This is a genomic window from Actinoplanes sp. TBRC 11911, assembly GCF_012933445.1.
In the GTDB taxonomy this organism is placed as follows: domain Bacteria; phylum Actinomycetota; class Actinomycetes; order Mycobacteriales; family Micromonosporaceae; genus Actinoplanes.
This window is the reverse complement of record NZ_JABBNC010000001.1, coordinates 360,350-375,876: the sequence shown is the minus strand read 5'-3', so window position 1 is coordinate 375,876 and position 15,527 is coordinate 360,350. Positions and strand designations below refer to the sequence as shown.

Sequence of the window (15,527 nt, the reverse complement as noted above, 5' to 3'; positions counted from 1 at the left end):
AGTACGTAGTACAAACTATCGCGCCACGTGACGTCCGAGGCGGGTGTCTATCGATCTCGCAGCCGCACCGACGCTTCCGTCTCACCCGGGCGCACCGCGAAGGGCTCGTCCTCGACCGTGTAGTCGCCGTAGAAGCCATGCACCACCATCTTTCCGTTCTCGTCCGTACGCATCTCGGTGGGCGGAACCCACCACTCTCCCTTGATCAGCTCGGCCAGCCTGTCGTACGACGGCTTCTTCGTACCGTCCGACCTGATCAGCCCGACCGGCGCGCCCAGCCAGGCGCCGTCATCCGTGATGCCCCAGTAGTTGATCGACTGGACCGCCGGATGCTCGACCAGCGACCGGTAGTGCCGCACGATCTCGTCCGCCTGCCGAGCCTCGCCTTCCTCCGTGGTCGGCCACGACGGAATCTGGTAGTCGTTCAGGTCGCGGATCTCGGGCGGCATCAGATGGCCGGAGACGATCGTGCTTTCGGTCAGGTGCAGCGGCAGCCCGTACCGAGCGAACCGATCGAGCATCTTCCGCATGTACTCCTCGCCGCGATATCCCTGGTGCATGTGCGTCTGCAGGCCGATCGCGTCGATCTGGACGCCGGCCTCGAGCACCCCCTCGATCAGGCATTCGTACGCCGAGGTGAGGTCGAAGTCGTTGAGCACCAGGGTGGCCGACGGGTTCGCGGCACGCGCCTCCTCGAACGCGAGCCGCACCATCGCGATCCGGCCGCGCGCCCGCGCCAACGGGGTGATCGCGTTCTCCCCGTTCTCGAAGACCGGCATGATGACGGCCTCGTTGATCGCGTCCCACGTGTCGATCAGACCCGCGAACCCGGAGACCAGATCGCGGATCCGTCGGCGCAGCAGCGTCTCCACTTCGTCGACGTCGAGGCCCAGCAGCCACGAAGGTTGCACCGTGTGCCAGACCAATGGGTGGCCCTTCACGGTGACCCCGCGCTCGGCGAACCAGCGGGCCGTCGCCGTCAGCCGCTTGACGTCGGGCGCACCACGACGCGGCTCGTAGCGCCCCCAGTAGAACGGCAGCGTCGCCGTGTTGAACAGGCCGAGCCACAGCTCACCGAGCTCGTCGAGCCCGATCCCGGACGATCCGCCGAAGCCCTCGACCTCGGCGGCCTCCGACGGATCCGCGCCCCCGACGGGCCGGACGAAGTCGAAGCCGATGTTGCCGAACGCGAACGCGTGCCGTTTCTGGGCAACGGTCACGACCCGGCCGGCGACCGGATCGCCGTCGGGGCCGAGGACGGTGACCGTGACCTGGCCGCGCCGGTGGGCGTACGGGTCAGTCATGAATTGCCTCCGTGGTGACGATCACTCTCTTGGAAAGTTTTCGCAGAAAATTGCGAAAGTGTCGTTCGGAAGCGCAGCATAGGTGCGCCGGAACCGCCCGGTCAAGGCCGCGGCACCGCCGCACCGGCCGGACATCCACTCACAGATAGGCTGATGCCATGGCCAGCGAGCCCTCATCGGAAGGCACCCGTTCCCGCGCGACCCTGCAGGAGGTCGCGTCCCTGGCGGACGTGTCGATCTCGACGGTCTCGAAGGTGCTGAACGGACGGGCCGGCGTGTCCAGCGAGACACGCGCGCGCATCGAGGCGCTGCTGCAGGATCACCGGCAGTCGCAGCGGCCGCCGAAACGCCAGGTCGCGCCACTGCTCGAGGTCGTCTGCTACGAAATCGACAGTCCGTTCGCCGGCGAGGTCCTGGCCAGCATCGAGCAGGCCGCGCGGCAGCGGCGGATCGGCATGGTGCTCACCGGCACCACTCCCGACCAGACGCCCTACGAGGAGTGGGTCGAGGACGTGCTGCGCCGGCAGCCGGTCGGGGTCGTCCTGGTCGCCTGCGTGCTGCCCGCCGAGGTCAAGCAGCGGCTGCTGTCGCGCGACATCCCGCTCGTCGCGATCGACCCCGCGGGCGCGCCGGCACCGGATGTGCCGTCCGTCGGCTCGGCCGACTGGAACGGCGGCTACCTGGCCACCCGTCACCTGATCGACCTGGGCCACCGGCGCATCGGGATCATCACCGGCCCCGGCGACATGATGGCCTCGACGGCGCGCCTGTCCGGCTACCGCGCCGCGCTGGACGCGTCCGGCCTCCCGGTCGCCCCGGAGCTCGTCCGGTCCGGCGAGTTCCACCACGCCGACGGCCTGGCCGAGGGCCTCGCGTTGCTCTCCCTGCCGGAGCGGCCCACCGCCATTTTCGCTTCCTCCGACCTGTACGCGCTGGGCGTCTACGAGGCGGCCCGCTCGCTCGGGCTGGCGATCCCCGCGGATCTTTCGGTCGTCGGGTATGACGACCTGTCGATCGCGCAGTGGGCGGTGCCGCCGCTGACCACCGTCCACGTCCCGCTGGTCGCGATGGCCGAGCAGGCCGTGCACCTGGTGCTGCGCCTCGCCGACGAGCCGGACCTGGCGTTCAGCCGTATCGACATCGACACGACGCTGGTCGTGCGCAACAGCACCAGGCAGGCCGACTTCGTGTTCCCGCCGTCGGCCGAGGCTAAGCGCGGACGCTCGGCCCGTACGAAAATTTCCGGGAAATAAAGAAACCTTGACGCGCAAGTTTCGCACGGCCTAGTCTCGTCGCACATCGCCAAGAAGGCTGATCCAGCTTCGTTCCGCAGCGACACAACGACGACCCGACCAGCGATCTCGTGCGCTTGCACGCGACCACGCGGGTTGGCCTCCGCACGCCCCTCAGGGCCCGAAATCTTTCGTCAGCTCCATGAAGAGTGGAGAGGGTTCCATGCGCCTTTTGCCGATCTCACAGTCTCGTCTCCGGCCGTTGTCCGTTCTTGCCGCCGCCGTTCTCGCCGTCTCGTCCCTGGCCGCATGCGGCGGTTCGAGCAGCGACACGGCCGCCGCCGGCAGCGCGACCTCCGGCACCATCAACTGGTGGGGCTGGACGCCGACCGACACCGCGACCGCCGAGACCTACATTTCCGCCTTCAACAAGCAGTATCCGAACATCAAGGTCAACTACAAGCTGGTCAACATCTCCGACTGGGTGGCGGCGCTGCGTCCGGCGCTGCTGTCGGGCAAGGGCCCGGACGTCTTCGACATGCAGCCCGGCGCCTACGTCGCACAGTTCAAGTCGTTCGCCGAGGACCAGACGAAACTCGCCCAGGACGCGCTCGGCGCCGACTGGAAGTCGGCGATCGCCCCGATCGGGGTCAGCGGTCTGACCGCCGACAACAAGCTCACCGCGATGCCGGTCGGCTCGGTCTACGCCGGAATGCTGTGGATCAACGGCGACATCTTCAAGAAGTACAACCTGAAGCCCCCCACCACGCTCGCGGAGTGGAAGAACGTCTGCCAGACGCTCAAGGCGAACAAGGTCGGTTGCTTCGTGCAGGGCGCCGCCCAGGAGGGCTTCGACCAGGACACCCTCCAGTCGATCGCGAACTCGGTCCAGCCCGGCCTGTGGACCAAGGTGTCGACCGGCGACGCGAAGTGGAACGAGCCGGCGATCGTCAAGACGCTGACGATCTGGAAGGACCTCTTCGACAGCGGCATCATGCAGGAGGGCGCGATCGGGTACCAGCAGTACCCGGACGCCAACAACGACTTCCTGACCGGCAAGTACGGCATGGTCATGATGGGCACTTGGTATACGCAGTACGCGACGACCAAGGCCATGACCGCGGCGCTCTCGGCAGCAGGGGTCAGCGGGGCCAAACCGTTCCCCATCCTCCCGATCGCCTTCCCCGACGTGGCGGGCGCCGGCAGCACCAGCGGCATGTACGGCGACGCCGACTTCGGCCTGGCCATCTCGACGAAGTCCAAGCAGAAGGCGGCCGCCGAGACGTTCGTGAAGTGGCTGACCACCGCGAAAGAAGGACAGCAGGCGATCGCCGACCAACTGAACGACCTGCCTTCGCTCAAGGGCGTCGAGCCGGACTTCGACACGATCCAGCTCGTCGATCCGGCGTCGCAGAAGGCGCCGGTGCAAGACCTGATCGAGAAGGCCAGCACCATCACCGAGCCACGTGAGGCGCTGCTGAGCGCGGACGTGCAGAACGCCATCCTGGCCGCCGCGACCTCGGTGGCGACCGGAAAGGCCACAGCGCAGCAGGCCGCCGACACGTTGCAGAAGGCCGCCGAAGCCGCGGGAGTGACCTTCAAATGACCGGGACCTCGACACTGACCGGCAATCGGGTCGGTGACGAACGGTCCGCCGATCCGAGCGGCGGCGGCCGGCGTCCCGGCCGCCGCGGCCCGAGGCGGCCGCCCGGCCTGCCCTGGATCCTTCCCGCGCTGGTGCTCAGCGTCGGACTGATCTATTACGGGATCGGCTACACCGGTTACATCTCCACGCTGGACTGGGACGGCGTCAGCCCCGACCCCGGGCACCTCGGCCTCCAGAACTACACCCGGATCGTGCACGACCCGGTGTTCTGGGCCGCGGTCCGGCACACGGTGGTCTTCTTCGTGGTCACCTTCGTGATCCAGACCGTGCTGGGGCTGGTCTTCGCGGTCCTGCTGCACGCCAAGGTGCGGCTCGCCGCGATCTACAAGGTGATCGTGTTCGTCCCGGTCGTGCTGGCCCCGGCGATCATGGCGCCGGTCTTCCGGCACATGTTCGCCCCCGACGGCGAGCTCAACTGGGTGCTCGACCACGTGGGTCTCGGATCGCTGGCGCAGCCGTGGATCGGTCAGACGAGCACCGCGCTCCCGGTGATCATGTTCATCACGATCTGGGAGTGGACCGGCCTCACGTTCGTCCTCTACTACGCGGCCATGACGCAGATCGACCCGTCGATCCTCGAGGCCGCCCGGATGGACGGCGCCGGCAACCTGCGGACGCTGATCAGCATCATCTGGCCGGAGATGCGCGGCACCACGGTCGCGCTGGCGATCCTCGGCGCGATCGGCGCTCTGAAGACGTTCGACGTGCCGTACCTGGTGACGATCGGGGGCCCGAACTACGCGACCGAGTTCCTCGGCACCTACATCTACCGCCAGACGATCCCGCTGAGCCACGTCGGGTACGGCGCGGCTCTGTCGATCATCCTGCTGGTGGTGGCGCTGATCATGGCACTCGTCCTGCAGTTCGCCGGGCGCGAGCGAGGGGCAGGCGACTGATGTTCGAGGTCCGTACCCGCATCGGCCGGGTCGTGCTGCAGGTCGTCGCGACGATCCTGATCCTGCCGTACCTCTTCCCCCTGATCGTCATGGTCAAGGGCGCGTTCGCCGGCGAGGGCGCGAAGAACTTCAGCGCCGTGCTCCGGGTGCCGGGGTTCGGCCGGTTCTTCCTCAACAGCATCATCATCTCGGTCGCGGTCATCGCTCTCGTCTACGTGGTGACCATGATGGCCGCGTTCGGTTTCGCCAAGCTGCACATCCGCGCCCGCGAGGTGTATTTCTGGCTGCTGCTCGCCTGCCTGACCCTGCCCGAGGTGGTGCTGCTGGCGCCGCTGTTCGTCACCGACTTCAAGCTCGGCCTGTACGACACGTACTGGGCGGTGATCCTGCCGCTGGCCGCGCTGCAGGTGCCGTTCGCCGTGCTGCTCACCCGCAACTTCATCAACGGTCTGCCGAACGAGTTGTTCGAGGCCGCGCGCGTGGACGGCGCGAACTCGTGGCGCGGCTTCCGCTACCTGGTGATCCCGCTGACCCGGCCGATCGCCGCCGCGGTCGTCATCTTCACCCTCGTCGCGGCCTGGAACGACTATCTGATGCCCCTGGTCTTCCTGCAGTCGCCACAGCTGCAGACCATCACGCTCGTCCCGCAGTTCTTCGTCGGCGAGTTCAGCAACGACCAGACGAAGATCCTCGCCTCGGCGGTCATCACCGCCATCCCCGAGATCGTCGCCTACCTCAGCCTGCAGCGTCTGTTCGAACGTGGCCTCGCGGCCGGCTCGATCAAGTGAAAGGAACCACCGTGCCCCTCATCCAGGTCGACCTCACGCGCGAGGTCTACGACAAGTCCCACGAGGACATCGGGAACGCGATCCACGAGGCACAGATCGACGCCCTCGGCATCCCGGCCGACGACCGGTTTCAGATCTTCACACCGCACGACGCCGGTGAGCTCAAATTCGACCCCGGCTACAACGGCGTCGACCGGCGAAGCCTCCTCGTGGTACGGGTGACCGCGGTTCACATGTACCCGGTGGCGATCAAGAAGGCGTTCTTCCAGGCTGTCGTGGATCGGCTCGCACCGCTGGGCATCCGCCCCGAGGACGTTCTCATCAGTCTCACCGAGAACGGCTTCGAGGACTGGTACGCGGGAAAGAACTGAGGGGACACACGATGCTCCACCACGATGCCGCGAAACTTCGCGTGCTCTATCTCGGCGGCTCCGGAACCATCAGCGCCTCGTGCGCACACCTGTCCGCCGAGGCCGGCATGCGGGTGACCGTCCTCAACCGCGGCCGCAACACTCAGGAGCGGCTGCTGCCGGAGGGCGCGGAATCCGTCCGAGCCGATGTCGTCGACGACGCTCAGCTCTCCGCCGCGCTCGGCGACCGCACCTTCGACGCCGTCGTCAACTTCCTGTCCTACGACACCGACGACGCCCGCCGCATGGTCGCGTTCTTCGGGCCGCGCACGAGGCAGTACATCCACATCAGCTCCGGGTCGATCTACGCGAAGCCGGTCCGCCAGGTGCCGATCTCCGAATCGACGCCGACCGCGCCCAACCCCCATCTCCCGTACGCCACGGCGAAGTGGCGAGCCGAACAGACACTGCTTGACGCGCACGTCCACGAGGGCTTCCCGCTGACGATCGTGCGGCCGTCACACACGTACGACGACGCCAATCCGCCGCTGCCCGGGGGCTGGTCCGTGGTCGACCGGATCGCGCGCGGCGAGGAGATTCCGGTGCACGGCGACGGCACCTCACTGTGGACGCTTACGCACGCCGAAGACTTCGCCCAGGGCCTGGTCGGGCTGCTGGGCAACCCCCGCGCGATCGGCGAGACGTTCAACATCACCGGCCCCGAGGTCTACACGTGGGACCAGATCTACACGATCATCGCCGACGCGCTGGGGGTGACGCCGCGGCTGGTGCACGTCGCCTCCGAGATGTACCCGCTGGTGGCACCCGACTGGTTCTGGTCCGGCGAAATGCTCGGCGACATCGGGCACAGCGCCGTCTTCGACACCACCAAGATCCGCACCTTCGTGCCCGGTTACGCGCCACGCCTGACCTTCCACCGGGCGGCGACCCGCATGATCGCCTGGCGCGACGCCCACCCCGAGTCGACCCGCGGCGACGCCGAGACCGACGCGGTCCTGGCCCGGATCGTCGACGCCTACCACGACGCCCGCAAGGCCTTTGCCGCCCGCGCGCCGGAAAAGGTGGCGTTATGACCACTCGACGGTTAGGCAGCACCGGGCTCCAGGTGACCGCGTTATGCATCGGCACGAGTCCGCTGGCCAGCATGCCGCGGTTGTACGGCTACGAGGTGACCGAGCAGCAGGCGGTCGACACCGTCAACGCCGTGCTCGACAGCCACGGCGCGATCAACCTCATCGACACGTCCAACGGCTACGGCAACGACGGCTCGGCCGAGAAACGAATCGGCGAGGCGCTACGCCGGCGGCGCTCAAACGAGCCGGGGCTGGGTGGGCTTCCCGCCGGCACGATCTTGGCCACCAAGGTCGACCCGGATCCGTACACCGGCGACTTCTCCGGCAAGCGGGTGCGGCAGTCGCTCGAGGAGAGCATGGAACGACTCGGCCTCGACCACATCGACCTGCTCCACTTGCACGACCCGGAACGCATCAGCTTCGACGAAGGCACGGCCCCGGGCGGCCCGGTCGACACGCTCGCCGACCTCAAACGCGAGGGACTCGTCTCGCATCTCGGCGTGGCCGGCGGCCCGGTCGACCTGATGCGGCAGTACCTCGACACCGGGGTCTTCGAGGTGGTGCTCACCCACAACCGGTACACGCTGCTCGACAGATCCGCCGAGTCGCTGTTCCGCACGGCGCACGAGCGGGGCATCGGCGTGCTGAACGCGGCCCCTTACGGTGGCGGAATGCTGGCGAAGGGCCCGGAGACCCAGACCCAGTACGCCTACGGTCAGCGCGACGACGCCATCGCGACCGCCGCGGCTGCGATGCGCGCGGCCGCCACCCGCGCCGACGTGCCGCTGGCCGCAGCCGCCCTGCAATTCTCGCTGCGAGCCCCCTTCATCGACTCGACCGTGATCGGTGTGTCGTCACCGGAGCGTGTCGCTCAGACGCTCGAACTCGCAGGCGTGCCGATTCCCGACGCCTTATGGGAGGAGCTGGAAAAGTTGGTCCCCGACAGTTCTCTGTGGCTCGATCCCCCGAAACAAGGAAGCTAGCGGGGTCGCCGATCACGACGTGGCCCGCGGGGCTGGCGGTGACGTGGGCCGTGGGCCGTGGGCTGGCGGGGGCGGGGGCGGGGAGTGAGCGGACGGTGGCGGTGCGCTGAGATAGCCTGCCGCCAGCGGCCGGTTGGTCGGCGGTGTCGACGGTGGGGCGAAGCGGATGAGTGTCGAGGGTGCGTTTGCTCGGGTGAGTCCTGAGCTGCTTGAGGAGGTTCGTGGTGTGCCGGGGGAGGCCTATGCCCGCATTGTGGAGGGAGTCGACGCTGCGGACCGGCTTGATCTGGAGGGGACTTATGCGGGGTTAGCGGTTCTCATGGAGGCCGAGCATTTCGCGGTCAATCCGATCACCTCCGGGGTGCCGTATCCCGATGACGTCGCACGCTGGGGTGCCCTTGAGCAGTCGCGGTCGCTCACTGTGGCTCAGGTGGGCGAGGCGGCTGCTGCCCTGCGGAACGTTCCCTTTGAGAAGCTTGCGCGCCACCGGTACTTCCTGGCTGCGAAAGAGCAGCGGCCGCGACCGTACGACGAGGACGCTCTGGACAGTCATCTCGACGAGCTCGGGCGGTTCTATCCGGGATTGGTCGAGTTCTTTGGCACGGCTGCCCGCAACGGGCAGTGCACGATCTTCTGGACCGCGTGACCGGTGCCGATGCGGGCTGGTCAGAGGACGTAGGTCTGACGCGGGTGCGGGCGTCACTCCGACGGGGTGGACGGTAACCCGACTCTTCACTTCCGCTCGAGGGTCGGTGGGGGCCTGATGAGGGGAGGAACGGACCGGGGAGGCGGCCATGGATGCCGGTATCGGCGAGAAGCAGTTTCGGGATCTGTTTGACGATCGGGCGATTGTGGTCGCTGATGTGCCGGCCGGGGCGGCGCGGGAGCTGGCGGCCAAAGTCAACCAACCCGCCGGGCTCGGGGATGCGACGCTGCGGACCAAAGCCGAGTTCGTGGCGCTCTTCCATGCGATACGCGGCGTCGACGGCAACAGCAGCGACGGGGACCTGCTGCGCCTGACCGACGAGCACGGCGCCCCCACGGCCCAGGGGCGGCTCGTCGACACGTACCGGCGTACGGCGATCGGGTTGCAGGAATTGTTTGACTGGTCGATGTATCAGGTCTCGATCACGGACTGGCCGGCCAACGAGATGCGGCCGGACGAACCCGTGCTCGCCACCGGTGACGCGCGCGTCAGCATCTGGCGGGCCGACGCCGGTGACACCCGGGTCGTGCCGCCGCCCGACGATGCCGGGGTGCTGTTCACGACGGCGGGCTTCTCGCTGGTGAACAGTGGTAACAAGACCAAGTTCGCGCCGAAGCGGTCGTGGAAGGTGAACGTCGAACCGGGGGACGACCGGCTCGTCGGGATGAGCCGGTTGAACCTCAAATCCATGTACAACGACCCCTCGCAGATGCGCGAAGCCCTGGCCTGGGAGCTGTTTCGGCGGGCCGGCGTTCCGGCGCCCCGGCACACCTACGCCCGGCTCGCCATCAACGGGAACTACCAGGGGCTTTACTCGCTGATCGAGCAGGTGGACCGCAGCTTCCTGCGGCAGCGGTTCGGGGCGAAGAATCGCGGCAACCTGTACAAAGGCTATTGCGGCGACCTGGGCTGCGCGACGCTGGAACACCGGGTCGGCGCGGACGGCGACGACAGCGGGCGGCAATATTTCACCCGCCACGACGACCCGGACCTGACCTATGCGCTCAAGACCAACGAGGACGATCCGAAACTCAACGGATACGACGACCTGGCCCGATTCGTCCGGACGATAACGCGGGCGGAGCAGGGCGCGGTCGAGGACATTTTCAACGTACGCCCGTTCCTGCGCTGGGCCGGCCTCAACGTGCTGCTCGGAAGCTGGGACACGTATTTCGCGACGCCGGCCAACTATTACCTGTACAACTCGCGCGACAAGGACCGTCCGTACTTCACGTTCATCCCGTGGGACTACGACAACATCCTCGGCATCGACTACTTCGGTGCGCGATGGCAATACACGGATCTGCTGGACTGGCCGGCCAGCACCGGTCCCTATCACGGGGGCAAGGGACGCTCCCGCATCCCGCTGGTGACGAAACTGCTGGCCAATCACGAATTCGCGCAATACTACCTGGACCACATCGAGTTCCTTCTGGACACCGACGTCAACCCGGACGCGATGACGAAGCGCATGGACGGCCTGTGGCAGCGGGTCATCCCCTCGGCATATTTCGAGGCGGACTTCCCGAATTCGAAGCCGTTCACCGGGCGGCAGTTCACCAACGACGAGGTCTACCGCGCCGGCCACGAGCAGCAGGAACTGCGCCACGCCAACGAATTCGCGCTCGGCGTCTACCACTTCACCCGGATGCGATACGACCGTGCCCGGCAACAGCTGGCGACGCTCCGGCGCACGTTCCGGGCGGGCGCGAGCGGCGCGACCTTCCCCGCCACACCGGAATCGTTACCCGCGTGAGGACGCTCCGGCTGATCCGCGAGGCACGGATCCACAGCCTGCTCCCGGCCGGCACGCCACATCGGCTGGAGGCCAGCGGCGTCGTGGCGGCCGACGGCCGTTACCGGGTCATCTTCGACAATCTGCGGGCGGTCGCGGTGATCGACACGGACCTTGACCGGCCGGCCGCGAACACGCTGGTGCCGACCGAGCCGGGGCGGGCGTCCGGATACGAGGACATCGCCCGCGACCCGATCACCGGGCATCTTTTCCTGCTGATCGAGGCGGAGAAACGCGACAACGGGCTCCAGGCTCGGGTCGAGGAATACGACGAGGCGTTGCAATTCGTGTCCGCGGGCTGGCTGGAATATCCGCTGACGCACGCCAACAAAGGCATGGAAGGCCTCGAGATCGTACGCCGGAACGACGGCGTTTACCTTCTCGGGCTGCACGAGTCGGGCGGCCTTCTGGTGTTCCGCCGCGGGCGCCAAAATTGGAAACACGTGGCCACCGCGGAATTGCCCGTGCGCCTCGCCGACTACAGCGCGGTCTCGACGGCCGGCACCAGGATCGCCCTCGTTTCGCAGGAATCGTCCGCGATGTGGGTGGGCGCATTCGCTACCGACACTTGGCAGGCGGCCGGGCCGGGCGACACGTATCTCTTCCCTCGGGGGCGCGGCGGGGAGCTTTTATACCGTACGGCGGAAGGGGTCTGCTGGCTCGGCCCGGAGCGGGTCGTGGTGGTCTCCGACCGGGGCAAGCCGGGCGGCGAGGCCAAGGAGGAGATGCTGCACGTCTTCGCGCTCTAGCTCCGGATCACCTCGGTGAGCAGGGCGGCCGCGCGCCGGTCGTCGCCGGTGGCCTGGGCATGGTCGGCGTCGGCGAGCTTGGCCTGCCAGCCGCTGGCGGCGCGACCGGCAACGACGTGCGCCTGAGCCGCGTCGCGCAGCACGGACAGCCGGGCGTCGGTCGTCGCGGACCCGGCGGCCGCGAGGCGGTTCCGTCCGGGGTCGGTGCGCAGGCCCCAGCCGTACGGGAAGAGGGGTTGATAGATCTTGTCGCCGACGTTGATCGGCACCTGGGCCTCGGTGCGCGGCCAGCTCATCGGCAGGCGGCCGGTGAACGGGCGGGCGCCGAAGAGGACGTCCGCGACGCCGCCGCCCTCGCTGCCGGGCAGCCACGACGCGACCAAGGAGTCGATCTCGCCGAGCTGGTCGGTGATGATCTGCGGGCGGCCGGAGACGATCAGCACGACGCACTTGGCGATCGCCGCGCACACCTTGTCGATCACCGCGCGGTCGCCGGGCTGCAGCGACAGCGACTTCGGTTCGAGCTGCTCGGGCGTGCCGTAGGGCCATGAGGAGGCGCCGACGTCACCGAAGCCTTCCGCGTACGGGGTTTCGCCGACCACCACGATGCCCACGTCGGAGCCGGTGGTGGGGGCCGAGGCGTCGGCGCTGTAGGTCACCCGTGGCGCGGTCTGCCGGATGCCGTCGAGGATGGACGTGCCGGGGATGACGTCCGCGCCGCTGACGCCCTGCCACTGCAACGTCCAGCCGCCGGCCTGGTTGCCGATGTTGTCCGCGTTGCGACCGGCCACGTAGACCTTGGCGTCGCGGCGCAGTGGCAGCACGCTGCCCTGATTCTTCAGCAGGACCTGCGACTCGGCGACGGCTTGACGTGCCACGGCCCGGTGCGCCGTGCTGCCGACGCGGTCGAGGCCGGTCGTCGAGGCGTACGGGTGCTCGAAAAGTCCCAGCCGGAACTTTGTGCGCAGAATGCGCCGCACCGCGTCGTCGATGCGCGACATGCCGACGCGTCCGGCGGTGACCTCGGCGGTCAGCAGCTGCTCGAACGGGAGCGCGGAGTTGGGTTCCATGAACATGTCGCTGCCGGCGTTGACCGCGACCCGGACCTTGTAGCCGGTCAGGCCGGTCTCGGCGGGCGCGCCCGGGTCCGGGATCTGGTGGACGCCCTCCCAGTCGGTGATCACGAAGCCATCGAAGCCCATTCTGTGCTTGAGCTCGTCGGTGATCAGCTCGCGGTTGGCGTGCATCTTGATCGGGTTGCCGGCGCCGTCCTCGGTCCAGTCGACGCTGGAGAACGACGGCATGACGCTGCCGACGTGGTGGTCGCGCACCGCCGTCACGTACGGGGACAGGTCGATGCGGGCGAAGTCGCGCCGGTTGGTGACCGTCACACCTTGGTCGATCGTGAAGTCGCCGCTGCTGGACGAGCCGTACTCGGTGTCGCCGTCGCCCGCGTAGTGCTTCGCGGTGGCCAGCACGCCCTTGCTGTGCAGGCCGTCGATGGCCGGCTCCATCCGGATCACCAGCGCCGGATCCTCACTAAAGCTTTCGTACGTGCGTCCCCAGCGCTCGTCGCGGGCCACACAGATACATGGGGCGAAATCCCAGGGAATGCCGGTCGCGCGCAGTTCGTCACCGGTTATCCCGTACGCGCGTTCCACCAGGCCGGGGTCGCGCGTGGCGCCCATCCCGACGTTGTGCGGGAAGACCGTGGCGCCGTAGACCGTGCCGTGGCCGTGGACCGCGTCGATGCCGTAGATCAGCGGGATGTGCAGCCGGGTGCTCAGCGCCTGCGACTGGAACTGGTTCACCATGGCGACCCAGGCGGCGGGCGTGTTGGGCGTCGGGAACGAGCCGCCGCCGGAGAGCACCGAGCCGAGCCGCCACTGCGCGATCAGTGACGGGTCGCCGGTGACGGCTCCGCGCTCGGCCTGGGTCATCTGGCCGATCTTCTCGGCGAGCGTCATCCGGCTGAGCAGGTCGGCGACGCGGCGCTCGACCGGTTGGCGGGAGTCCTCGTACGGCAGTGGGCGGGCCGCGACGGCGGTTCCGGGTATCAGCGCCAATACCAGGGCAGACCCGGACAGCGCTGCGATGGCGCGTCGTAGTGGCATGCCGGCCTCCTCGGGTGCACCCACCACTCTGGCAATTACGGGTGTCGATGTCAGCCCGGGGTTGGCGAGGTTTGGCAGATGCTGGGAAGTGGGCCGCTCAGGCGGGGAGGGGGCCGCTCAGGCGGAACGCGGGGGCCTGCTGCGCGAGTGACGGGAGCGGCTCGGCGAGGCGGAGCTCCACGCGGGCCACGGCCGCGCGCAGGCGTCGGGCCCGGCGCGGGTGGGCCAGGGCGTTCGGGGACGCCGGGCCGTGGCGGCGCAGCATGTCCTGCACGCGCTCGTCGAAGTGCATCTCGCGGCCGTTCGGGCCGATCGTCTGGTCGGCGTAGGTCAGGGCGTCGGTCACCGGGCTGTTCTCGGCGGGGAACTGGCTCAGGCGGTCGGCCAGGCCGCGGACCTCGGCGACGCAGAACGCCTCGGAGTGATGGGCGACCAGCGACGCCACCCGGTGCGGCCACTCGACGCCCAGCAGATACAGGCCGCCGTCCAACGGGTGGAAGCCGGTGATGTGCAGCCGCGCCGCGTAACCGATGTCGTGCAGCCACGCGGCCGCCACCAGGATCTTGCGGTCGGCGGCGTCGGGCAGCGTGCCGGACACCTGCTCGGCCCGGCGGGCCACGCCGGCGCTGTGCCGCCACCGCTCCGGGAGGTCGGTCAGCAAGGTGCGGGCCAGCTCTCGAGCCTCGACCACGAGGCCGCGAGAGCGGATGACGACTGCCATCAGTTAACGGTGCCACCCGGGCGGCCCCGGTTAGGTGAACGGAAGATGGCCATAAGGTGACGTCAGCAGCGTCACACGCAGGGAAGACGGCCGGATGCAGGCGCGTTGTCGCGCCTGGCCAGGCGGCGGCGGGCCGATCAAGGCCGCCCGCGGCGTTGCCGAACCATCAGCAGTGCCACGGCGGCCACCGCGATCGCGGCGACGATCCCGACCGTGACCCACAGGCCGGTGCCGCCGGAACCGGACGAGTCGTCGGCCAAGTCCTGAGCCGCGGCCGGAGCGGAGGAGGCGGCGGTGGGCGGAGCGGACGAGACGGCCGGGGAGGGCGCCGGCGAGCTGGTGGCAGGAGCGGCGGCCGCCTTCACCTTCAGCGTCGGCGCGGGGTTGTCCGGCTCGGGCTGCCCGTCCTGGGGGATCTCGATCCACCGGGAGATCTGCCCGTCGCTGTATGTCTCCAGGGTCTTGAACGACAAGGTCGTGCTGTTCGTCGGCAGCTGCGCCACGGTGACCGCCCACACCGCGTCCTCGCCGATCTTGAGGGCGGGCCCGGCCACCGTGAACCCGTCGCTGCCGGGGGTCAGCTTCCAGCCCTTGGGGGCCTTCTTCAGGCGTACGTCGGACGGGGTCATGCCGGCCGGAAGCACCACGCGTTCGGAGGCGATGCCGCCGCTGTCCGACTCGGCCTCGCCGGTGAACGTCAACGTCACGTCCCGGGCGCCGGCCTGTGGCTTGTCGGCCGCCACCTCCACGTGGGCCCAGGCGGGCGTGGCGAGGGTGGCGGCGGCGACGCCCCCGGCCGCGGCGGCGAGCATGACCAGACGGAGTTTGATACGCACACACTCATAGTCGCCGCCCGGATCCGCAAAGTTCCCGTCAGCTCGTCGATGCCTTGCCGGCCACCAGCGCGGTCAGGCTGCCCAGCGTCTCGAAGGCTTCGGCGTTCACGTCCTCGTCCTCGATGCGGATGCCGAACTGGGCCTCCAGCGCCGCCACCAGCTCGACGGCGGCGAGCGAATCCATCTCCGGCATGCCGCCCAGCAACGGTGTCGACGCGTCGATCGACGCGGCCCGGTCCTCGATGCCTAGTGTGCCGACGACGACCGCTTTCACTTGTCCGGCGTCCATGATT

Annotated in this window: 15 protein-coding genes; 10 read left to right on the top strand and 5 right to left on the bottom strand. The window is 68.5% G+C overall.

The features are described 5' to 3' along the window. Positions 1 to 47: 47 nt before the first annotated feature. The gene (locus tag HH310_RS01650) at positions 48 to 1,304 is read right to left on the bottom strand and encodes an endo-1,4-beta-xylanase (protein ID WP_169173552.1); all 1,257 of its coding nucleotides are present in this window, start codon (positions 1,302 to 1,304) and stop codon (positions 48 to 50) included. Between the two features lie 158 nt (positions 1,305 to 1,462). Here HH310_RS01650 and HH310_RS01645 point away from each other — a divergent pair, with 158 nt between their 5' ends. The 10 genes from HH310_RS01645 (at position 1,463) to HH310_RS01600 (ending at position 11,563) form a co-directional block, all read left to right on the top strand. Next, a complete protein-coding gene (locus HH310_RS01645) occupies positions 1,463 to 2,557 on the top strand; it encodes a LacI family DNA-binding transcriptional regulator (RefSeq protein ID WP_169173551.1) in 1,095 nt (364 codons plus the stop codon). Positions 2,558 to 2,798: 241 nt separating this feature from the next. After that, complete coding sequence (locus tag HH310_RS01640; RefSeq protein WP_169173550.1) at positions 2,799 to 4,142, top strand: ABC transporter substrate-binding protein; 1,344 nt, start codon at positions 2,799 to 2,801, stop codon at positions 4,140 to 4,142. After that, complete coding sequence (locus HH310_RS01635; RefSeq protein ID WP_169173549.1) at positions 4,139 to 5,098, top strand: carbohydrate ABC transporter permease; 960 nt, start codon at positions 4,139 to 4,141, stop codon at positions 5,096 to 5,098. Before HH310_RS01640 ends, HH310_RS01635 begins: the two co-directional genes overlap by 4 nt. Then, a complete protein-coding gene (locus tag HH310_RS01630) occupies positions 5,098 to 5,886 on the top strand; it encodes a carbohydrate ABC transporter permease (protein ID WP_169173548.1) in 789 nt (262 codons plus the stop codon). Before HH310_RS01635 ends, HH310_RS01630 begins: the two co-directional genes overlap by 1 nt. 11 nt (positions 5,887 to 5,897) lie before the next feature. Continuing rightward, positions 5,898 to 6,257: a tautomerase family protein gene (locus tag HH310_RS43465; protein WP_169173547.1), complete on the top strand. Its 360-nt coding sequence runs from the start codon at positions 5,898 to 5,900 to the stop codon at positions 6,255 to 6,257. Positions 6,258 to 6,268: 11 nt separating this feature from the next. Beyond that, positions 6,269 to 7,330: an NAD-dependent epimerase/dehydratase family protein gene (locus HH310_RS01620; RefSeq protein WP_169173546.1), complete on the top strand. Its 1,062-nt coding sequence runs from the start codon at positions 6,269 to 6,271 to the stop codon at positions 7,328 to 7,330. Beyond that, a complete protein-coding gene (locus HH310_RS01615; protein ID WP_169173545.1) occupies positions 7,327 to 8,313 on the top strand; it encodes an aldo/keto reductase in 987 nt (328 codons plus the stop codon). Before HH310_RS01620 ends, HH310_RS01615 begins: the two co-directional genes overlap by 4 nt. 166 nt (positions 8,314 to 8,479) lie before the next feature. Beyond that, a complete protein-coding gene (locus tag HH310_RS01610) occupies positions 8,480 to 8,959 on the top strand; it encodes a DUF1877 family protein (RefSeq protein ID WP_248293553.1) in 480 nt (159 codons plus the stop codon). A gap of 148 nt (positions 8,960 to 9,107) precedes the next feature. Beyond that, positions 9,108 to 10,775 carry a CotH kinase family protein gene (locus HH310_RS01605; RefSeq protein ID WP_169173543.1) on the top strand — a complete coding sequence of 556 codons (1,668 nt, stop codon included), beginning with the start codon at positions 9,108 to 9,110 and terminating at the stop codon, positions 10,773 to 10,775. Then, positions 10,772 to 11,563 (top strand): hypothetical protein, encoded by a 792-nt coding sequence (locus HH310_RS01600; RefSeq protein ID WP_169173542.1) that lies wholly within the window; start codon positions 10,772 to 10,774, stop codon positions 11,561 to 11,563. The genes HH310_RS01605 and HH310_RS01600 overlap by 4 nt, the downstream gene beginning before the upstream one ends. On the opposite strand, the gene HH310_RS01595 is transcribed toward HH310_RS01600, so the two are convergent. From HH310_RS01595 to HH310_RS01580, 4 genes are all read right to left on the bottom strand, one after another. Next, positions 11,560 to 13,677 carry a glycoside hydrolase family 3 protein gene (locus tag HH310_RS01595; RefSeq protein ID WP_169173541.1) on the bottom strand — a complete coding sequence of 706 codons (2,118 nt, stop codon included), beginning with the start codon at positions 13,675 to 13,677 and terminating at the stop codon, positions 11,560 to 11,562. The two genes, HH310_RS01600 and HH310_RS01595, sit on opposite strands and share 4 nt — an antisense overlap. Before the next feature lie 97 nt (positions 13,678 to 13,774). Beyond that, a complete protein-coding gene (locus tag HH310_RS01590; protein ID WP_169173540.1) occupies positions 13,775 to 14,398 on the bottom strand; it encodes an HD domain-containing protein in 624 nt (207 codons plus the stop codon). 137 nt (positions 14,399 to 14,535) lie between these two features. Then, positions 14,536 to 15,234: a DUF1775 domain-containing protein gene (locus tag HH310_RS01585; protein ID WP_312033748.1), complete on the bottom strand. Its 699-nt coding sequence runs from the start codon at positions 15,232 to 15,234 to the stop codon at positions 14,536 to 14,538. Between the two features lie 37 nt (positions 15,235 to 15,271). Continuing rightward, positions 15,272 to 15,523 carry an acyl carrier protein gene (locus HH310_RS01580; protein WP_169173539.1) on the bottom strand — a complete coding sequence of 84 codons (252 nt, stop codon included), beginning with the start codon at positions 15,521 to 15,523 and terminating at the stop codon, positions 15,272 to 15,274. Positions 15,524 to 15,527: the final 4 nt, after the last annotated feature.